Here is a 20,450-nt window from a genome sequence, read left to right as displayed (position 1 = left end):
ACACTATATGAGTTATAAAAAAAAACAAAAAAATATTTTATTTAAAAAAGAAAAATTTTATTTTTATTTTTGTTTTTATTTTTGTTTCAAATTATTAAAAATAAGATTTATTAAAAGTAAAAAATATTGTTTAACTTATACTGTGTTTTATTAGTTAATAACACTATTTAATATTAAAATGTTATCAACATTATACTGTAATAACCGAAACTTGTTTATTTCAAATAATAAATAGATAATACTCGCGTATTGAGTTAATTAATCTTATTTCTATTATCTCAATGTGTTTAAAATAATTATTTGGAGAAATAAATGAGAAAAAGCTTTATTGCAATGTTGATTGCTACAACGTCTATTTTTGTCGCGAATAATGCATTAGCTGCAGATGGAACAATCGATTTTACAGGAGAAATTATCGATAACGCATGTGAATTAGCAGCTGGATCTGATGCTCTAAAAGTTAATTTAGGTAAGGTATCTAAAACAGCATTACCTAGTGCCGGAGTTACTGCTGCGGCAACTAAATTTACGATTAAATTAATTAATTGCCCTGCAACAGTAAGTACTGCATCTGTTAAATTTGATGCAGAGTCTTATTCTGGAGACGATACTGTTATTGCGCTAAAACAAGAGTCGGGAGTGGCAACAGGTGTCGGTATTCAAATTACGGATGATGCAAATACTGTTGTCCCTTTATTTACCGCATCTAAAACTTATCCATTAAAAGAAGGTGTTGAAAATAATTTAGACTTTAGAGCTCGTTATATTGCTAAAACAGATTCTGTCACTGCGGGTTTAGCAAATGCGAATGCAACATTTACTATTAATTATAATTAAAAATAACTAGGTAAGTCATAAGGTTTAAAGGGATTTAAACCTTATTATACAATCATTTTATGGTGATAATATGAAGTCTATTATTCTATTTTTTATTTCTTTATTTATTATTAATACATCTTATGCAGGTGTTATTATTAGTGGCACAAGGGTAATTTATAATGAAGGCAATAAGAATGTCAGCATTAACGTGAAAAACCCAGATAAAATGCCTTATTTGATCCAGTCATGGATAGATGATTTTGAGGAAAAAAAACAGTCAAAATTTACGATCACGCCACCTTTATTTAGATTGAATCCAGATAAAGAGAATACATTGAGGATCTTTTTAACAGAAGAAGGGCTACCAAGTGATCAAGAATCTCTTTTTTGGTTAAATATAAAAACGATCCCTGCTACAGAAAAAACAGAAAATTCATTACAAATTGCATTTAAAACGCAAATGAAATTGATCTATAGACCTAAAAGTCTAAAAGACGTTAATTTTGAAGAAGAACAAAAGAAATTATCTTGGTCAAAGGAAAGAGGGAAAGTCATAGTTTATAATCCCACACCTTATTTTATGAATTTTCAAACAATAAAATTTAATGGAAAATTGGTTGATGATGTTTCTTATGCTAAACCTTTTTCAACTAAATCATTTGATATAAATGATAATAATGAACATGGTCTTATAAGCTGGGAGCTTATTAATGATTATGGGGCTAATGTGGATTTATCCGAAGTTAGAATATAATAATTAGGTTTCTAATATGAAAATAAGTAAGGTATGTATTAGCCTCATTTTATACTTAGGCTATGCAGCTTTATTATATGCAGAAAATAATAATTTAGATGATATCTATTTTGATCCAGATTTTTTAGAGCTGCCAAATAAAGATATTATTGATTTATCTTCTTTTGAGAATAACCAACAGCTAGCAGGTGACTATTATGTTGATATTTATGTTAACACTAATTTAATTTTAACTAAAAATATTAGATTTGATAAAGATAAAAATAATCAGCTTAAACCTTGTTTATCAGTAAATGATCTAAATGACTTTGGGGTTAAAACAACAGATTATCCTGGGCTTTATTCTGAATATACTAGCTGTGTCAATTTGTCTGCGATACCAGAAGCTAAAAGTGAATTAGATTTTGATTCACAAAGGTTATATTTAAGTATTCCGCAAATTGCATTATCTAAAAACCCAAGAGGATATATAGAGTTAGATAATATTGATAATGGTATAAATGCCTTATTACTAAACTATAGTTATAGTGGTTCTAAAAACTATGATCGTAAGAATGGCAGTTCAAATACAACTTCAAATTATATAAATTTAAGACCAGGTTTAAATTTAGGACCATGGCGTTTAAGAAACTACACAACATGGTCGAGTACAAGTAATCAATCAGGGAAGTGGAACACCCTTTATACCTATTTATCTAGGAATATAAATAAAATAAAAAGTCAGTTAATACTAGGGGATGGGATATCTTCATCTGATGTTTTTGATAGTGTTCCGTTTCGAGGCATGCAATTATCAACAGATGATGAGATGTATCCAGAAAGTTTAAGAGGCTATGCGCCTATCATTAGAGGGATTGCAAAAAGTAACTCGCAAATAACTATCAAACAAAATGGATATACTATTTATCAAACTGAAGTGGCAGCTGGCCCTTTTGAAATTAATGATTTATATCCATCAGGTAGTAGTGGGGATTTATACGTTACGATTAAGGGTGCTAATGGTAGTGAGCAACATCAAATCGTACCTTTCGCCTCTTTACCTGTATTACAGCGTGAAGGTCATTTCACTTATAGCGTAACGGGCGGTGAATATCGTGCTTATGATAATAATGTAGATAAAACGAAGTTTGGTCAGTTTACATTAGTTTATGGTTTACCTTATGGCACTACTGCTTATGGGGGAAGTCAGTTGAGTCAAAATTATCAATCTTACTCCCTAGGTGTTGGGAAGAATTTAGGCTCATTTGGTGCTGTTTCTGTTGATGTTACACAGGCTAAGTCAACTTTTAATGATGGAAGGAAGCAACAAGGTCAGTCTTATCGGTTTAGATATAATAAGAATTTGAACAATATAGGAACCAATATTGCTTTAGCAGGTTATCGCTATTCAACGAGTGGCTTTTATAGTTTATCTGAAGTGTTTGATAGTTTTCGTCGTACTCATTATAGCCCTGAAATTGAGCAACGCCGTCATCGTGCGGAGATAACACTTAATCAAAATTTAGGTGATAAATATGGCTCTTTAGCTATCGGATATATACAAGAGGATTATTGGAACAGCAAAAGCAAAAAACAATCAGCAACACTTGGTTATAATAATAGCTGGCAAGGTATCAGCTATGGAATAAATTATACCTACAATAAAAATACAGTTAATCATTCTTATATTGCTGATCAGAAAAGACAAAATGATGATGAACATTTGTTGGCTTTTTCGGTGAATGTGCCCTTTAGCGTATTTGATAATACTTTTTATTATAATTTTAATGCGAATAGTAACAATAATAGTTCAAGTACAGGAAGTGTAGGTATATCGGCATCTCAGTTAAATAATCGACTAAATTGGAGTGTGCAACAAGCATTTACCAATCAAGATCAAGGATCTTCTGGAAATATCAATGCATCCTACAAAGGCCAACTAGGTGATATTACGGGGGGGTACAGTTATAGCAAAGATAATCATAATCTTTACTATGGTGTGAGCGGTAGCGTCGTTGCTCATTCTCAGGGAGTTGTTTTTGGACAGCAACTGGGAGAAACCGCGGCAATCGTAGATATTCCTAATGCGGGTGATATTACGATATTAAATCAAGCGGGAGTTAGGACTAATAACTCAGGGTATGCATTAGTTCCTTATGTCACACCATATCGTAAAAATACTGTCGAGATCGATACATTAAGATTGCCAGAGAATGCTGAAATGGAACTTACCAGTCAGACGGTTTTACCGAGTCGAGGGGCTTTAGTAAAAGCGAATTTTTCAGCAAATGTAGGCTATCGTGTATTAATGACGATAAATTTGGAAAACAAAAAGCCAGTACCATTTGGCGCTCAAGCTATTTTTAAAGACAATAGTCAGTTAAATAGTATTGTAGGTAATGATGGAGAAGTTTATTTATCAGGGCTAAAACAGAAAGGAAACTTTACTATTAAATACAACAATGAAAGCTGTCAGGTAAATTATGATCTATCTGATATTCCAGATTATTTAGGGCTCTATAAAACTACTGTAACTTGCTATTAATTAATTTAAATATCAAACATGGTTATTTTTATAGCTATTGATGTTTGCTACCTGTAGGAAAGTAAAATGATAAAAGTAATGAGGCTCTTCCTTCTTATAACTACTATTGGAATAAGTTTTTTTTCATCTGCAGGAAGTACTGTGACACTTCAATTTTCTGGAAATATAAAAGCCGCGACTTGTAATGTTTCTGGTAGTAAAAATATTAATATTGATTTGAAACAGATGCCAGAAAGTTTATTTAATAAAGTAAACTCTAGTTCTGTTTGGAATGATTTTAATATTAAGTTAATAGATTGTTCTCCGGGGGTAAATCAAGTAAAGCTGACTTTTTCTGGAACTCCTGATAATGCAGATGTGAATAATTTATATAAAAATGAGGGGACGGCAAAAAATATTGCCGTTCAATTACAAAATAAAAACAGTAATGGCGAAATTCCATTAGGTAATGGAAAAAATTTATATATCGCGGTTAATGGTAAACCATCGGTTACTGTTCCACTAAGAACACGAGCATTTAGTAAATTAGGTAATGCAACACCGGGGACGGTGTCCGCCAAAATAACAGCAACGCTTATTTATCAATAAAAAGAGGGTGTTATGTGGAAATCACTAACGTTATTTTTATTATTTTCATATTCTCCTATCGCATTAAGCAACACTGTTAATATTAATGTATATGGATCAGTAGTAGCCTCACCTTGTGAGTTAGAAACGAAAAACCACTTAATTGATTTAAAAAAAATCAATATTAGAAATATTAAAAATGGTCAAGCATCAGACTGGATAGATTTTTCTATAAAATTAAAAAATTGCCCAGTTAATACAGAGAAAGTCACTATGATTTTAAGAGGCCAAAGTGTTCCTAATTATTCGGAATATTTTATTAATAGTGGGACTGCTAAAGATATAGCACTAAATTTAGCAATGCAAAATAATAAAGGTATTGTAAAAAATAATGATAAATTAATGACGGCTGTTAATAAATATAACCATAATGCGGAATTTGCTTTATCGGCAAGAATGGTTGGCTATGGAAATAATATAACGGTGGGATCATTTAAGAGCCATCTTGAATTTACTCTTATTTATAATTAAATGTGTCATAAAGGGGTTTCAAGTGAATCGCTCTTATCCAGCATCAAAGATGGTAGGAAAAAAAATCGCTTATTACCGTAGGGTTAATGGCCTCACATTAAGTGAATTGGCTAAGAAAATAGGTATAAGTCAACAGCAGCAATCAAGATATGAACGGGGAATTAATCGAGTGAGTCTAGATAGGCTTTATCAATATGCTTGCTTTTTCGGTATTAGTTTAAGTGATCTTTTTCAATTAGATGATGAAGATAAAGTAGAAATAGAAAATAAAATATCAAATATAATAGGGAATAAAAATGAATCATTTAATAAATAAAAAAATTTTTTTATTAGCTACATTATTGTTTTTCTCAGCTAACTCCTTTGCGGCTTGTATTCAAAATCCTAATTTAAAAAATATTTGGGTTAATATACCCAATAAAGTTTATACACTTCAATATGATGATATGCGCACAGGTATATTAGATAAGATTATAATTAATTATAGAGCAGGACCTATAAAAACTTTTTCAGGTAATGATGGGAAATGTGGTAACTCTATAATTTCGGCAAATTATACTAATGGATGGGTACCAAATGCTGAGAAAATAGTACAGACAAATATCCCTGGTATAGGAATTCAAGTTTATTTCAATAAATTTGGCGCGTTAAACACCACTTGGTCTAAGAAAGGCGATGGAACACACAACTCATATTTATTTGAATACCCGAATTGGACAGTTTATATAATGAAAACAGGCAGAGTAACGCAATCAGGAAGCCTTCAATGGGGCAAGATTGCTCAAGCAGTACAAAATAATACACAACCTAAAAACACAACTTGGAACTTAACTTCACTTTATTTGCCTCTTAATGCAATAAAGATAAATTCATTAAAATGTACTACAAAATCATCAAATTATAATATTAATATGGGGATTTGGTATGATACTCAATTTAAAAATATTGGTGATGTCAGTAAAAGTGTAGATATTCCTATTACATTAAACTGTGCGGCTGGCACTAACATTAAAGCGACAGTGACAAGTAGTGCTGGATATATAGATGTAAATACAGGGAAATTAAACTTATCGGGCACTAATCGAGCCACTGGTGTTGCCATTCAGTTATTAGATAAAAACAATAACCCGATAAAACTAAATACAAAAAATAGTCTACAAAATGGGGTCTCCTCCGGTGATTATATATTTGGTTGGAAAGCAAGATATATAAAAACAGGTAATAAAATAACGCCAGGTAGTGCTAACTCAACAGCAACAGTAAATATCTTATATGAGTGATAATAATATATTTTTCGATATGGTTTTGTCATTCGAGGCGATTATGAATAAAAAAATATCAAAGATAGTTGGCGCAAGAATAAAAATGTTAAGACAACAACATGGTATGACGGGTAGTGAGCTTGGTGCTTTATTAGGAGTAAGCCAGCAACATCAATCACGCTTTGAAAATGGGGAGTGCAATATTCATGTGGATGTAATTTACTTATTATCTTATATTTTTAAAGTTAAATTAAATTATTTTTTTCAGGATATAAATGATTGTTTTGATCAAGAAGGAATAGCCTATAAAGAAAGTTATTATCATTCTGAGACGATTGTCGAAAAGTGTGAACTTTGGCGCTAGTTAATATGATGCCTAACAGACTGATTAGGCATCATATTTTGGTTTTTATTATTTTACCAATACCCCAGCACCTTCCACCATAAACTACCAAGGGTTATCCAGATAATGAGGTTAACAATGCTCATAACAAAACCTGCTTTCCACCACTCACCTAAGGTCGCGTAGCCTGAGCCGAAAATAATCGGTGCAGTACCTGTACCGTAATGAGTTAAAGACATCATTAATGAAGAAGAGAAAGCTAAAATAAGTCCTAATAACATTGGTGGCGCGCCAAGAGCTAAACCTGCGGCATAGAATGCAGCAAACATGGCGGTAATATGAGCCGTGGTGCTAGCAAAGAAATAGTGAGAATAGACATAAATCAGCACGAGTAATATCATACCACTTACCCAGCTTATCCCCATACTATCAATACCGGCACCCACACTTAATGAGAGCCATTTAATTAGACCTAATTTTCCTAAAAAAGAGGCCATCATTACTAATGCGGAAAACCAAACCACGGTATCCCATGCACCTTTGTTTTTTAAAATATCATCCCAATTTAATACGCCAGTACATAATAAGATTGATAAACCAATAAAAGCCGCAGTAGTCGCATTAATACTAAAAGCATCACCAAATAATAGTGCGGGTATTCCTGCCCACATAATTAATAACAGTGCAAATACTCCCAAAGTGATTTTTTCTGGCAATGAAATAGGGCCTAATTGAGCTAAACGCTCTTTGGCAAAGTGGGGAGCATTCGGCGTATGGGTTATCTCTGGTTTATATAAAAAGTAGATCACAATCGGCATTAAAAATAATGAAACAATGGCGGGAACAAAAGCCGCTATTGCCCACATTGACCAAGTTAACTCATTTTCAGACCCTGTTTCACCGATAATTAAGCTTACAATAAGAGGATTAGGCGCGGTTGCAGTAATAAACATCGCTGAGGTGATAGGATTGATATTATAATTGACTAGCGATAAATAACGACCAATCTTACCACTAGTACCCTCTTCGGGTTTTGAATTAAAGCTATCGGCAATAGATCGCATTATTGGGTGAATAATCCCGCCACCTCGAGCTGTATTACTTGGAGTAACAGGGGCGAGGATCGTTTCTGCAATAGCTAGGGAATAAGCGATACCAATGGTTTTTTTACCAAATAACGAAATAAAATAGTAACCAATTCTAGCACCTAATCCGGTTTTATTAAGACTCATTGAAACCATAATAGAAATACCGATTAACCAGATAAGATTGTTGGAAAAGCCACTTAATGCATCATTAATCGCCCCTTTAGTTGAGTCTGGGTTAGTGACGCCTGTTGCGGCAACAAGCGCAATAGCAATAATGGATACTGCCCCTATAGGTAAGGCTTTGCCGATAATAGCCGCAATAGTACCAACAAACAGCGCTAACAAGTGCCAAGCATTGGGATCTACCCCTTGGGGAACAGGGATAACAAACCAAATGATAAGGGTAATAGCAACCGCAATTAAGGTAGGCATAGGTCGTAATGGAGTTAATTTATTCATCAGGTTATTCCATTAAAAACAGGTGTAAGAAATAATTGTAAGTGACAGATTATGTAAATAAGTATTTTTATTAATTATAATCTTATTAACATATTTTTAAATATACATTGATTAATATCATAAAAATAAAATTAAATCTTAACATCTTGGTTTGTAATTAAGTTTTTAAATAACTATTTGTTTTATAGTCATTATTGTTTAGGTGATTTATTGTTTACTCAGGCTAGTTGTTTTGTGTTAAATTAATTTAAATAGTAATAATCTTTTTAACTATCCCTGTTTTTTTATTTTTTATTGTGTTATGTAATTAAAAATAAGCATCACAGAATTAAAATAATCTCCATTTTTATTTATATTATATTGCTATAATTAATGGTTATTTTTATTTTACTAAAATATCAGCCTATAATATATTATTAGCGTGAAAATAGATCATAATATATGTATCATAATTTCCGAAGCTGAAACAATTCAGTTTTTATATAATGACAATTAAATAGGTAATAGGCGATGAAGTATGATCTAAATGACCTCTATTATTTTGTTAAAGTGGTGGAGTTTGGCGGTTTTTCACAAGCGGCCGAAACGTTAGGTATTCCTAAATCAAAACTTAGTCGTCGTATTGCTGATTTAGAAGAGAGACTAAAGGTCTCGCTGATCTATCGTTCAACTCGTCAATTTCATGTCACTAAGATAGGGCAAACTTTTTACCAACAGTGTAAAAATGTCGTTGAACAAGCGGAGATTGCTCAAGAGGTTATTTGTTCAGCACAGGGGCATCCTCACGGCACGATCAAACTCTCTTGCCCAGTTGCATTACTGCAAATTTATATTCAAGATATTTTGGTGGATTTTATGGCAAAATATCCTGATATCAATATACAAATTTTAGCGATCAATCGCCCTGTGGATGTGATCAGTGAAGGTCTTGACTTAGCTTTACGAGTTAGAGCATTACCTTTGGATGATTCTGGCTTAACGATGAAAATATTAGGTTATTCTCGCCGTGTTTTGGTTGCTAATCCGCTATTATTTGCAACCAACAGTGCGCCTGATTCTCCAGAGCAACTTGCTGATTATCCTATTTTAGCTAATAGCGAACATTCGCAGCAGTATACGCTAACGCTTACCCATAATGATGGTACTGTTTCAACGCAACATGTTACACCTAAATTAGCGACAACGGATGTGATGACCTTATATAAAGCAACATTAAAGGGACTTGGGATCACGCGTTTACCATTGAGTGTCGTAGAGAAAGAGTTAGCAGATGGCTCTTTGGTGGAAGTCTTACCACAGTGGCGTTTTCCTAAAGATGTTATTCATGCCGTGTATCCGTCACGAAAAGGTTTATTACCCGCTATTCAAGTGTTATTAGATTATTTAGCGCAGAATATGGCTCCATATAAAGAGTAAAAAATAGATACAAACGACTGCTCTAAGTGAGCAGCCGTTTGTTATAAAAGTTATAGAGCAAGGAGAGTATTAATCATATTTCGTTTGGGATACGACCAAATTTACCTTGGTTAAAGTCATCAATAGCTTGCCTAATTTCATCTTTGCTGTTCATCACAAATGGACCATAACCAACTACAGGCTCATTAATTGGCTCTCCGCTAAGATATAACACAATCGCATCTTCAATGGCTTCAAGATTAATTGAGCCACCTTGATTATCTAAAATAACCAAATCGCCCGTATTTAATTGAGTTTGGCTATCAAGATAGGCGCTACCATGGAGTATCACTAATCCCACATAGCGATCTTTTTTGCTTGGTAAGGTCGTAGATTTACCACTTTTCAATTGAATATCCCAAACGTCAACAGGTGAAAAGGTTTTTGCCGCCCCTTGAGTTTGATGATATTCCCCCGCAATCACGCGCAGTTGTCCGGCATCATTCGCTAATGGAAGCACTGGAATAGCACTCTCTTTGAGTAACTGATAGCCAGCAGGCGCTGATTTAGCATGAGATGGGAGGTTTACCCATAACTGCACCATATCAAGTATGCCTCCCGCTTGGTTAAAGGCATCAGAGTGATACTCTTGATGTAATATACCTGATGCTGCGGTCATCCATTGTACATCTCCAGGGCCAATCACTCCTCCTTCACCTGTAGAATCGTGATGTGCCACTTCCCCTTTATAGACAATAGTCACAGTCTCAAACCCACGGTGAGGGTGTTCGCCTACACCACGGTTATGGCCTTGAGAGGCAGGGAAATCAGTCGGGCCGGCTCTGTCTAATAATAAAAATGGATTTAAATATTTACCATGATCACCATAACTAAATAGTGAGCGTACATGGAAGCCATCACCGACCCAATGTTGACGAGGCGCTTTATAAACACCAATAATTTTTTTCATAATGATATTCCTATAAAATTTCTATAGGTGGTATTCTAATGAGCTATATTGATTTGAGTAGAGGGGAAAATAGGTTTCATTATTCTAAAAATAGAACAATGACAAAAGTGTTTCAGTGTTCTATTTTTAGAATAGTGTTTATCATTATTGCTACTACCGACTTTTTAATTAATTGACTATTGTTAATTATATCGAGAGCGAGGAGATAATTAACGCTATTTCCTTATATCTTCTTCATATTGTTAATAATCGTTTTTGTTAATTAGAAGGAATAAATAAATGAGTACTCCTGCAAATTTCAATGGTCAACGTCCAGTTATTAATCCAGATGATGCTGTTATGTTATTGATCGATCACCAAAGTGGTTTATTCCAAACCGTTGGCGATATGCCAATGACGGAATTACGTGCTCGTGCTGCGGTATTAGCAAAAATGGCAACATTAGCGAAGATGCCAGTTATTACAACGGCTTCTGTCCCTCAAGGTCCTAATGGCCCATTAATTCCAGAAATTCATCAAAATGCACCACATGCTAAATATGTTGCCCGTAAAGGTGAAATTAACGCATGGGATAACCCTGAGTTTGTTGAAGCTGTGAAAGCAACGGGTAAAAAGCAATTAATTATTGCTGGTACTATTACGAGTGTTTGCATGGCGTTCCCAGCAATTAGTGCTGTTGCTGAAGGTTATCAAGTTTTTGCTGTGATTGATGCATCAGGAACGTATAGCAAAATGGCAGAAGAAATTACCTTAGCACGTATTGTTCAAGCCGGTGTTGTGCCTATGGATACGGCAGCAGTGGCTTCTGAAATGCAAAAAACTTGGAACCGTGCAGATGCCGCTGAATGGGCTCAAGCTTATACCCAAATATTCCCTGCTTATCAGTTATTAATTGAAAGTTATAGTAAAGCTCAAGATGTTATAAAGAATAATGAAACTTTAGATTCACAACGTTAATTTGTTCTTGAATTTATTTAAAACTTATTAATTTTAAAATGCCTATAAATATTATTTTTATAGGCATTATTTTTGCTTTTTTTCAATAATATTATTTTTAGCAAGGGTGTAAAAGTAAAATGTAGACTTATGTTTATTTATATGAAAATTATTTAAGGCACTTTGTTTATTAATAAAGTGCTTTTTATTTGTTGATAATATCGGCTAACTGCGTTATGTTACTTGTTTGTTAAATTTATTATAAATTCCTTGATTTGTCATACCATTTGGTATGGCTAACTATATGATTAATTTATTTTATATAAATTAATTTACTCAATCTGTTGTTTTTTTATTTTTACTCATTCCACTCATTATAATTTATTTAATAAATAGCGACTGATTAAATAAAAATTTTTTACAATAAATAACTGTGACTTTAATCACTCTACTTTTTGATATTTATTCAGTATGTTTGTATACAGAGTTTCAAACATGTCTATCTCGAATTTTATTTATATTACTTAAGCTATTAAGTAAATAGGCTTCTTATTATCAAAAAAACGAAATGCAACTAGATATGTGCAGTTACATATATTAAATGCGTTAAGGATATTATAATGATCCATGCTTTTATTAAAAAAGGGAGCTTTCAGGATTCCGTCAGCCTGATGATAATTTCCCGAAAATTAAGTGAAGCCCCTGAGGTGGAAGAAATTTCCGTCATGATGGGAACACCAGCGAATAAATCTCTCCTTGATGTCACCGGTTTTTGGCATGACATTTTTAACGAAGCGACACCTAATGATATCTGTGTTTCGATTAAAGCTGAATCAGACGATCCCGCTATTATCGAGACTATCTCCAGTGCGTTAGAAGAAGCCTTAGCTGATATTGCTAACGGTCAAAAAAGTGGTAATAAATTAACCACTGTACGTAGCTGGCGTACGGCTAAACAAAAAAGTCCTAACGCTAATATGTTGCTTATTTCTATTGCCGGTGAGTATGCTGCAGAATTAGCTGATACGGGATTAGAAGATGGCTGTAATGTGATGCTATTTTCCGATAACGTCTCTATTGCTGATGAAAAAGCATTAAAAGAAAAAGCCGCCGCTAACGGATTGATAGTCATGGGGCCTGACTGTGGTACGGCAAATATTGCTGGCGCACCTTTAGCCTTTGCTAACATTGCACCGAAAGGCTCTATTGGTATCGTTGGTGCATCAGGGACAGGAATTCAAGAGATCACCTCACAAATTGTATTACAACGCCAAGGGGTTTCTCATGCAATAGGTCTGGGGGGACGAGATCTCAGCGAGCAAATTGGTGGCATTAGTGCTATCACGGCTATTAATATGCTGGCGGCAGATCCTCAAACCCGTGTGATTGCTTTTGTTTCTAAACCTCCCGCGCCTGCAGTACGTGAAAAAATTATTGCAGAAATGAAGCGTCATAATAAACCGATAGTGGCGCAATTCTTAGGAACAACACCAGAGAAATATCAAGACGATAATATCTATTTTACTCGCACCTTAGACGAAACGGCGCGTATTGCGGCTACGTTAGCACGTGTTGAAGATAGTGCTGCTCAGTTACCCAAAGTGGCAGGTAAAAAGATTATTGGATTATATGCGGGTGGAACATTAGCGGCAGAATGCGCGATGTTGTTATCTGAGCAACTCAATGTGGCGGTAGATAACGAACATAAGCAAGGTACGATGCTCGATGCACAAGGGCATAAAATTATTGATATGGGCGATGATTTTTATACCCAAGGCAAACCCCATCCAATGATAGATCCTTCTACTCGCAATAAATTTATTAGTGAATTAAGTAATAAGCATGATATTGGCGTATTACTGGTCGACTTTGTGATTGGTTATGGTGCAACGTCAGATCCAGCAGGTGCATTAATTCAAGAAATTAAAAAATTAAATGAAAAACGTGGTGAAGCTAATCCACTGATTACTATCGCCACTATTACCGGTACGCAGGAAGATCCTCAAAACCGTAGTGAGCAACAAAAACAGCTACAAGATGCAGGTATTATTGTGATGGATACCTTGCCAGAAGTCGTACTGTTAGCCAAAGAATTAATCCAGCCACATCCAGTAGAAGCCGCTGCTGAAATTTCACCACTTTTAAATGGGATCTCCGTGATCAACGCCGGATTACGCAGTTTTGCTGACGATCTGCAATCCAGTGGTACGCCTGTTGTTCATTATCAATGGGCACCTGTCGCAGGTGGTAATAAAAAACTGGCTGAAATATTAAAGAAATTGAAATAAGGAATTGCAGATATGTACTCAACTATCGAACAAGCGAATGAAGCAGTTATCGAACGTATCCGTGAAGCCCGTCCTCACTGGTGTGATGTGAGTTTAGCAAAAGAAGTAGTGCCAACGTTAGCAACAGGAAAAAAATTACTGCATGCGGGACCTCCTGTAACTTGGCAAGAAATGAGTGGCCCTGTCCGTGGCGCCTGTATTGGTGCTAGCTTATTTGAAGGTTGGGCTGAAAATGAAGCACAAGCCTTGGCTATGTTAGAGGCGGGAGAGATTGAGTTTATTCCTTGCCATAATGTCAATGCCGTAGGGCCGATGGGCGGTATTACTTCTGCTCATATGCCAATGCTAGTGATTAAAAACCATGTTCACGGTAACTATGCTTACTGCAATATGAACGAAGGTATTGGTAAAGTGATGCGTTTTGGTGCTTATGGTCCTGATGTACAAGAACGTTTGCATTGGATGCGTAATAGCTTAGCTCCGGTATTAAAAGCAGCTTTAGCCACCATTGAGAATGGGATAGACCTTACGGCAATTATGGGTCAAGCCATTACGATGGGGGATGAATTCCACCAACGTAATATTGCAGCTTCTGCACTATTGTTACGAGAGCTGGCGCCAATTCTTAGCACATTGGATTTAGATGCGGCTGAGATAACTAAAGTGACCAAATTCCTCAGTATTACTGACCAATTCTTCCTTAATTTAGCCATGGCTTATTGTAAAGCGGCGATGGACGCAGGAGCACAAATTAAGCAAGGTACGATTGTGACGGTAATGACACGTAATGGTAGTAATTTTGGCATCAAAATAAGTGGTATGGGTGATCAATGGTTTACAGCACCTGTTAATACGCCACAAGGATTATTCTTCTCTGGTTTTAGCCAAGCAGATGCCAACCCTGATATTGGTGATAGTGCTATTACTGAAACTTTCGGTATTGGTGGTGCAGCAATGGTTGCAGCTCCGGGAGTAACCCGCTTTGTCGGAGCATCGGGTGGTATGGATGCAGCACGTGAAGTGACAGAAGAGATGGCTGAAATCTACCTTGCTCGTAATATGATGCTACAAATACCGACTTGGGATTTCCAAGGTGCGTGTTTAGGTTTAGATGCTCGTCGAGTTGTTGAAACGGGTATTACACCGCTAATTAATACGGGTATTGCTCATAAAGAGCCGGGGGTTGGGCAAATTGGCGCAGGAACGGTACGTGCACCTTTAGGCTGTTTTGAAAAAGCGATAGTGGCATTAGCAGAAGAATTAGGCATTGAAGCTTAATCACGTTTTGTAATAACACGGTCGTCAGGGGGCAATATGCAAATTCAAGCACTTCAAACCAGTCAGCATATCTTTGCTTTTGAAGGTGAGTTTAAATGTGTCGGCATTTATGAACATGCTTTGAATTTTATTTGCCCTCAGCAACGCTTAATCACTTTTCATCGGCAAGGAAGAGGATTAAGCCCGATGGGGTGGCTACTGAAACAAGCCGATTTTGATTCTTTGGCTAAGCAGTGTCATCCCGCTTTGAAAATGCGGATGAAAAACAATCAAATCGCAATCGCAGATAATATGACATTGATTGCCGGTGATAGTGAAAATTTGCGTTTACAAGATAAAGCGACATTAGATTTACGATGGTTAGAGAGTTTTTTTTCTCTATTATCTCCGGTGATAGCGACAGGACTCTATGGGCCATTAAAAAACTATCGTCAAATCGCCCGACTTGATGAAATTAAGTTATTAACAAAGTTATTTTATCATCAATTGTCTGGAAAAGCGGTTAATTGGGCGATGTTTATTGGTAAAGGTCCAGGGTTAACACCGAGTTCAGATGATATGCTGGTGGGAATGTTATTTGCGCATTATTTAGCAGAGCCAGAAAAATCGATTGAACATTTTTTTAATGAAACACCACCATTATCGTCATTAACTACGATAGTGAGTCAACATTATTTGGAATACGCCACACGGGGAATATTTTCTACCTATCTTATTCAACTAGGTAAAAAAATAAAAAATAAAGAGATTATTTTTAAAGATATGTTGGAAATACTCTCTATCGGTCATCATTCCGGTGCAGATACTTTACTGGGATTATGGATTGGTTATCAAATTAAACAACAACAGCGTATAGATTAATCTTTTTTATTAAAAAGAAATTATAAACGTTCGGAAACGGATAATTATGAAAACAATTGTTATTGCTTTAGGCGGAAATGCATTATTACAGCGTGGCGAAGTTTTATCTGCTGAAAATCAATATAAAAATATTGAATTAATGTCAGAGACAATTAATAAATTAGCGCAAGAGTACCGTGTTGTTTTAGTACATGGTAATGGGCCTCAGGTTGGGTTGTTAGCATTACAAAATCTTGCTTATCAAGCGGTTCCAGCCTATCCGTTGGATATCTTGGTCGCGGAAAGCCAGGGGATGATTGGTTATATGATGATGCAGAAAATTAATCAAAATAATCCTACGCAAGCAATTACTACAGTAATGACTCGTGTTTCTGTTGATATTAATGATGAGGCTTTTAGAGAGCCGAGTAAATTTATTGGTCCTATTTATGAGGAAGCAGAAAAAGAAGAATTAATAAATAAATATCAATGGACATTTAAAAAAGATGGGCAATATTATCGCCGTGTCGTACCTTCACCAGCACCTCAAAAAATAATTGATATAGAGGCAGTAAAGCTTTTATTAGATAAAGGTCATATTGTTATTTGTGGCGGTGGAGGAGGTATTCCAGTTAATAATATAAATAATGAATTTATTGGTAGTGAAGCCGTTATAGATAAAGATTTAACAGCAGCTTTAATTTCTCGTGAGTTAAATGCAGAGCACTTTGTTATTTTAACAGAGGCTGATGCCATTTATAAAAATTGGGGAACACCAGAACAAGCTGCTATTCGTGAAGCAACACCAGAAGAACTTGCACCAATGGCAGTCGCTGATGGCGCAATGGGACCAAAAATCATGGCTGTCAGTGATTTTGTAAATGCCACAGGACAACAAGCTCATATTGGCGCATTACAAAACATTCAACAGGTTATTGAAGGTCAGTCTGGCACTTTAATTTATAAGTCTTAATAACATTCTGTCAGGAGCGTCATTATGAACGATGCACAAGTGAATGAGAGTAAAGGCAAAGTCCCTTATTGGGTCAAGCTGACGATTATTTTCTTTTTTGGTTGGATTGCACTGTATGGTAGCCGTGCCATTGTCGGTCCTTTAATGGTGAATATTGGTGCTGAGTTTGATCTTACCAAAGCGCAACTTGGCTCAATTATGAGTATTTTCTTTATTGGTTATACAGCACTGAACATTCCATCAGGCATAATTGGTGACTATTTAGGTAAGAAAAAAGTCTTAGTCACGGGGGTTGTGCTCTTTGGTGGATTTACCATTATCGCAGGGATGATGCCAACTTATGTCACCTTTATGTTTGCATGGGTGATGGTCGGGGTATTCCAAGGATTCTATTATGGTCCACAATATGGTTTATCTTCAGAAGCTATTCCAAAACATCGTATTACGCTAGGTAGTGCCATTATCAATAGTGGTATGGCGTTTGGTTTATCCATCGGTTACTACATCTCTAGTATTTCTGTCGGTGAGATGGGGATGAGCTGGCGTGCACCATTCTATATTATTGGGGTACCTATTATTATCATTGGTTTGATGATGTTATGGATAATAAAAGATAAACCTAAAACGAAAGCTACGGATACGGCTCCTAATGCACCAAAACAGAAAACAAAACTGACGTTTAAAGATTTATTTGGTAACCGTAATATTAACCTTGCTTATATTACTATCTTCTGTTCAATCTATGGGTTCTTTGTTTTAGTCACTTGGTTACCCTATTATCTTGAAACCGAGCGTGGTATTACAGGAACACAGATCTCTACCATAGCATCACTCATGCCTTGGTTTGCTATTCCTGGCTCACTCTTATTTAGCTGGTTCTCTGATAAATTAGGCCGTCGTAAGCCTGTGCTATTAATTATGTTACCGTTATCTTTAGTGGCTATTCTTGCTGTACCTATGTCAGATTCTATGCCGGTACTGATTGGTGCACTGATCTTATACGGGATCGTAGGGAAAATTAGTACTAATCCAGTATTAGTGGCGGTAGTGGCAGATAATTCACCACGCCATGCATTAGGGACATCTTTTGGTGTGTATAACTGTATTGGTATGCTAGGTTCAGTATTTGCCCCTACATTAACGGGTTTTTTATCAGATAAAACAGGAAGTATGGATTCCGGCTTCTATTTTGCTGCTATCCTGATTTGCATAGGTATTGTGGCAAGCTTATTTATTAAAGAAAATCCTGACGCCACAGCGACCAACTAACGCATTAAGTTTAATGTTATCAACAAGGGCAAACTTCGGTTTGCCTTTTTTAGTTAAGGGGATCGTAAAAAGATTGCACACTGGGATGCCCTTGTCGGAACAAATCAACCAGATAGCTGACAACGGCACCTTTTTTATCTTCGCACCAAGCTAGTGATAGGGGAGAATTATGGCGACGATTTTTCACTTCCTTTGCAATAAGTTGTCCACTATCAATCAGTGGCTTACATAGACTTAATGGTAAAAAACCGATCCCGACACCTTTTAAATGACATGCTAGTTTAGTATGTAAATCAGGCACTTTAATTTCATGTTGTCCAGATAGACGCCAAGCGGTGCGTTTGGAAAGATGGCGTGAAGTATCTTCAACATTGACGGCAGAGTATATCCGCATTTGATCATCACTTAATACCCCACTAACATTGGCTAATGGATGATTTGGTGCCACGACAAATTGCCATTGAATTTCCCCCATAGCACAAATATTAATATTATTTTTCAGTGATTCATTACCTGTGACACCAATGGCAAAATGGTAATCTTCATTAATTAACGCGTCCCATACTCCCATATAAACTTGTCGAGTAATATGAAATTGGGTAGAAGGAAAACGCTGGTGCAGGCAGGCTAACATACTGGCCACGGCGGTACGATCATAGAGTAAGTTATTAATAACAATATTAACTTGGTGCTCAACTCCCGCATTCATCTGCTGTAGCTCGATAGGCATTGATTCAAGCCAAACAATCCACTGGCGACATTTCTCTAATAAATATTCCCCTGCCGGCGTTAATGTGACGGTTCTTGTCGTACGATTAAACAACTGTGTACCAATATTCTCTTCTAGGGTTTTGATCCGATAGCTGATGGCCGCAGATGTTTTGTGTAACATCTCCGCCGCTTTAGTAAAGCTTTGGCAATCTGCTACTTGAATAAAAGTACGGATCATCTCTTGATCTAACATATTCTTTTTCCTGATGGTGAAAGAGGTAAAAGTCACATAATGTGTATGGTAAAAATAATCTATTTTTGTGTGATGGATACCTATCACAGTGCAATAGTGGGTATTTTTTATGCTGTCAATCGCTGTTATTTTGGCTTATTTGTTATTATATGTTGTATAAAATTTTTGTTATTTATAGATAAGCGATAAAGGGCATACTAACAAAAAATTTCAGCTAATGATGGGAAAATTAAGATGATCGATAAGTTAATAGTGTGACTGCTTTCACGTTTCACCCATCCTCTTTACTCGTATTAGTATTAAACGAGTAAAGAGACGGAAAGACTAAAACTTAAAATACAGCAGAATAATATAGCACTTACGCGATTTTAAAAGGGTAAGTGAAAAAGAGCAGGTGAGTGAGATTCAGTGCAAAATGAAAGAGTGTAGCAACCCAAAGCCTACCGCTCCACATCCACGCTAAGCCATAAATAATACCTGCCAATGAGGCGAAGATAATGAGTAATATCCCCCCGGCAAAATGGACTAACCCAAATAAAATAGCGGTAATAAATAGCGCAAGATAGGGAGATAAATAGCGAGATAGACTTTGCTGTATGGCTCCTCTAAATAGTGCTTCTTCAGCAAGAGAGACAAAGAAAATATTTGCTAACATAAAGGCGGGTAGCCATTGTGGCAAATGTAATTCAATAGCGAGTCCACCCAATGCCATTGCGAATAATAACAGTGCGGGGATCGCCATAGCCAGTAAAACCCATTGATATTTATTGGCTTTTTTTACTGGCTCTGTTTTAAATAATGTAGGAATAAAAATCATTAAAATAAAAGGGATTAATGCTTTATCGGCATTGAAATAAAAAGAGAAAGGGGGGCTATATTGCCCTAATGGAACATGTTTAATGTAGCGTAAGTTATTAAAACCAGGAATAAAATGAAAAGTTAACCCAACAATAATGGCGATAAATGCAAGAATAACAATAGTGGCAATAAGACGATTTGTTTTGTAATGGCGATATGCACAAGAGAGTAAAATCAAGCTCAATATAACCGGAAGTACATACCAAGTGATAACACCTGTTATAAATGCGCTAATGGTGGTTATAGCTAAAGTAGTAAGTGCAAGTTTGCGATGGAACCCTAATAACAATAAAGATAAAGCAAGAAGTAACCAAGTGATCATAATTATCTAC

At 35.7% G+C, this 20,450-nt stretch carries 19 protein-coding genes; 15 read left to right on the top strand and 4 right to left on the bottom strand.

Going from position 1 to position 20,450, the window contains the following annotated elements; genetic code table 11:
• Positions 1-312: 312 nt before the first annotated feature.
• The 8 genes from PMI_RS10910 (at position 313) to PMI_RS10875 (ending at position 6,821) form a co-directional block, all read left to right on the top strand.
• A complete protein-coding gene (locus tag PMI_RS10910; RefSeq protein ID WP_004244318.1) occupies positions 313-837 on the top strand; it encodes a fimbrial protein in 525 nt (174 codons plus the stop codon).
• 70 nt (positions 838-907) lie between these two features.
• Positions 908-1,573: a fimbrial biogenesis chaperone gene (locus PMI_RS10905; protein WP_004244317.1), complete on the top strand. Its 666-nt coding sequence runs from the start codon at positions 908-910 to the stop codon at positions 1,571-1,573.
• A 16-nt stretch (positions 1,574-1,589) separates the two neighbouring features.
• Positions 1,590-4,097 carry a fimbria/pilus outer membrane usher protein gene (locus tag PMI_RS10900; protein WP_012368286.1) on the top strand — a complete coding sequence of 836 codons (2,508 nt, stop codon included), beginning with the start codon at positions 1,590-1,592 and terminating at the stop codon, positions 4,095-4,097.
• A gap of 66 nt (positions 4,098-4,163) precedes the next feature.
• A complete protein-coding gene (locus tag PMI_RS10895; protein ID WP_004244313.1) occupies positions 4,164-4,685 on the top strand; it encodes a fimbrial protein in 522 nt (173 codons plus the stop codon).
• A 12-nt stretch (positions 4,686-4,697) separates the two neighbouring features.
• Complete coding sequence (locus PMI_RS10890) at positions 4,698-5,195, top strand: fimbrial protein (protein ID WP_004244312.1); 498 nt, start codon at positions 4,698-4,700, stop codon at positions 5,193-5,195.
• Between the two features lie 22 nt (positions 5,196-5,217).
• A complete protein-coding gene (locus tag PMI_RS10885; RefSeq protein ID WP_012368285.1) occupies positions 5,218-5,511 on the top strand; it encodes a helix-turn-helix domain-containing protein in 294 nt (97 codons plus the stop codon).
• Entirely contained in the window at positions 5,492-6,475 is a 984-nt protein-coding gene (locus PMI_RS10880) for a fimbrial protein (RefSeq protein ID WP_012368284.1), read from the top strand. Before PMI_RS10885 ends, PMI_RS10880 begins: the two co-directional genes overlap by 20 nt.
• A complete protein-coding gene (locus PMI_RS10875) occupies positions 6,468-6,821 on the top strand; it encodes a helix-turn-helix domain-containing protein (RefSeq protein WP_004244307.1) in 354 nt (117 codons plus the stop codon). Before PMI_RS10880 ends, PMI_RS10875 begins: the two co-directional genes overlap by 8 nt.
• Before the next feature lie 53 nt (positions 6,822-6,874).
• On the opposite strand, the gene PMI_RS10870 is transcribed toward PMI_RS10875, so the two are convergent.
• Positions 6,875-8,347: an anion permease gene (locus PMI_RS10870; RefSeq protein WP_012368283.1), complete on the bottom strand. Its 1,473-nt coding sequence runs from the start codon at positions 8,345-8,347 to the stop codon at positions 6,875-6,877.
• Between the two features lie 510 nt (positions 8,348-8,857).
• Here PMI_RS10870 and PMI_RS10865 point away from each other — a divergent pair.
• Positions 8,858-9,763, top strand: coding sequence for a LysR substrate-binding domain-containing protein (locus PMI_RS10865; RefSeq protein WP_004248666.1), 906 nt, complete (start codon positions 8,858-8,860; stop codon positions 9,761-9,763).
• Positions 9,764-9,836: 73 nt separating this feature from the next.
• Here PMI_RS10865 and PMI_RS10860 read toward each other — a convergent pair whose 3' ends face one another.
• Entirely contained in the window at positions 9,837-10,712 is an 876-nt protein-coding gene (locus PMI_RS10860; protein WP_012368282.1) for a pirin family protein, read from the bottom strand.
• A 279-nt stretch (positions 10,713-10,991) separates the two neighbouring features.
• Here PMI_RS10860 and PMI_RS10855 point away from each other — a divergent pair, with 279 nt between their 5' ends.
• The 6 genes from PMI_RS10855 (at position 10,992) to PMI_RS10830 (ending at position 18,296) form a co-directional block, all read left to right on the top strand.
• A complete protein-coding gene (locus PMI_RS10855) occupies positions 10,992-11,669 on the top strand; it encodes a hydrolase (RefSeq protein ID WP_004244302.1) in 678 nt (225 codons plus the stop codon).
• Between the two features lie 599 nt (positions 11,670-12,268).
• On the top strand, positions 12,269-13,936 hold the full coding sequence (locus tag PMI_RS10850; protein ID WP_012368281.1) for an acyl-CoA synthetase FdrA: 1,668 nt from the start codon (positions 12,269-12,271) through the stop codon (positions 13,934-13,936).
• Positions 13,937-13,948: 12 nt separating this feature from the next.
• Complete coding sequence (locus tag PMI_RS10845; protein WP_004244300.1) at positions 13,949-15,214, top strand: YlbE family protein; 1,266 nt, start codon at positions 13,949-13,951, stop codon at positions 15,212-15,214.
• Between the two features lie 36 nt (positions 15,215-15,250).
• Positions 15,251-16,075, top strand: a complete 825-nt coding sequence (locus tag PMI_RS10840; RefSeq protein WP_004244299.1) for an oxamate carbamoyltransferase subunit AllH family protein — start codon at positions 15,251-15,253, stop codon at positions 16,073-16,075.
• A 46-nt stretch (positions 16,076-16,121) separates the two neighbouring features.
• Positions 16,122-17,027: a carbamate kinase gene (locus PMI_RS10835; RefSeq protein WP_004244298.1), complete on the top strand. Its 906-nt coding sequence runs from the start codon at positions 16,122-16,124 to the stop codon at positions 17,025-17,027.
• Between the two features lie 24 nt (positions 17,028-17,051).
• Positions 17,052-18,296 carry an MFS transporter gene (locus PMI_RS10830; RefSeq protein ID WP_004244297.1) on the top strand — a complete coding sequence of 415 codons (1,245 nt, stop codon included), beginning with the start codon at positions 17,052-17,054 and terminating at the stop codon, positions 18,294-18,296.
• A 49-nt stretch (positions 18,297-18,345) separates the two neighbouring features.
• Here PMI_RS10830 and allS read toward each other — a convergent pair whose 3' ends face one another.
• Entirely contained in the window at positions 18,346-19,260 is a 915-nt protein-coding gene (gene allS / locus PMI_RS10825; RefSeq protein ID WP_004244295.1) for an HTH-type transcriptional activator AllS, read from the bottom strand.
• A gap of 358 nt (positions 19,261-19,618) precedes the next feature.
• On the bottom strand, positions 19,619-20,440 hold the full coding sequence (locus PMI_RS10820) for a CPBP family intramembrane glutamic endopeptidase (protein WP_012368280.1): 822 nt from the start codon (positions 20,438-20,440) through the stop codon (positions 19,619-19,621).
• Positions 20,441-20,450: the final 10 nt, after the last annotated feature.

The organism is Proteus mirabilis HI4320 (assembly GCF_000069965.1).
Lineage (GTDB): Bacteria > Pseudomonadota > Gammaproteobacteria > Enterobacterales > Enterobacteriaceae > Proteus > Proteus mirabilis.
The sequence above is the reverse complement of the archived record's forward strand: the minus strand, read 5'-3'. Positions and strand labels throughout refer to the sequence as shown.

Excerpts from the sequence above, each read along its gene's own strand:
- PMI_RS10865 (WP_004248666.1), top strand. The coding sequence starts at position 8,858 with ATGAAGTATGATCTAAATGACCTCTATTATTTTGTTAAAGTGGTGGAG.
- PMI_RS10820 (WP_012368280.1), bottom strand. The coding sequence starts at position 20,440 with ATGATCACTTGGTTACTTCTTGCTTTATCTTTATTGTTATTAGGGTTC.
- PMI_RS10900 (WP_012368286.1), top strand. The coding sequence starts at position 1,590 with ATGAAAATAAGTAAGGTATGTATTAGCCTCATTTTATACTTAGGCTAT.
- PMI_RS10840 (WP_004244299.1), top strand. The coding sequence starts at position 15,251 with ATGCAAATTCAAGCACTTCAAACCAGTCAGCATATCTTTGCTTTTGAA.
- PMI_RS10835 (WP_004244298.1), top strand. The coding sequence starts at position 16,122 with ATGAAAACAATTGTTATTGCTTTAGGCGGAAATGCATTATTACAGCGT.
- allS (WP_004244295.1), bottom strand. The coding sequence starts at position 19,260 with ATGTTAGATCAAGAGATGATCCGTACTTTTATTCAAGTAGCAGATTGC.
- PMI_RS10890 (WP_004244312.1), top strand. The coding sequence starts at position 4,698 with ATGTGGAAATCACTAACGTTATTTTTATTATTTTCATATTCTCCTATC.
- PMI_RS10830 (WP_004244297.1), top strand. The coding sequence starts at position 17,052 with ATGAACGATGCACAAGTGAATGAGAGTAAAGGCAAAGTCCCTTATTGG.
- PMI_RS10855 (WP_004244302.1), top strand. The coding sequence starts at position 10,992 with ATGAGTACTCCTGCAAATTTCAATGGTCAACGTCCAGTTATTAATCCA.
- PMI_RS10860 (WP_012368282.1), bottom strand. The coding sequence starts at position 10,712 with ATGAAAAAAATTATTGGTGTTTATAAAGCGCCTCGTCAACATTGGGTC.
- PMI_RS10870 (WP_012368283.1), bottom strand. The coding sequence starts at position 8,347 with ATGAATAAATTAACTCCATTACGACCTATGCCTACCTTAATTGCGGTT.
- PMI_RS10910 (WP_004244318.1), top strand. The coding sequence starts at position 313 with ATGAGAAAAAGCTTTATTGCAATGTTGATTGCTACAACGTCTATTTTT.
- PMI_RS10895 (WP_004244313.1), top strand. The coding sequence starts at position 4,164 with ATGATAAAAGTAATGAGGCTCTTCCTTCTTATAACTACTATTGGAATA.
- PMI_RS10845 (WP_004244300.1), top strand. The coding sequence starts at position 13,949 with ATGTACTCAACTATCGAACAAGCGAATGAAGCAGTTATCGAACGTATC.
- PMI_RS10875 (WP_004244307.1), top strand. The coding sequence starts at position 6,468 with ATGAGTGATAATAATATATTTTTCGATATGGTTTTGTCATTCGAGGCG.
- PMI_RS10850 (WP_012368281.1), top strand. The coding sequence starts at position 12,269 with ATGATCCATGCTTTTATTAAAAAAGGGAGCTTTCAGGATTCCGTCAGC.
- PMI_RS10880 (WP_012368284.1), top strand. The coding sequence starts at position 5,492 with ATGAATCATTTAATAAATAAAAAAATTTTTTTATTAGCTACATTATTG.
- PMI_RS10905 (WP_004244317.1), top strand. The coding sequence starts at position 908 with ATGAAGTCTATTATTCTATTTTTTATTTCTTTATTTATTATTAATACA.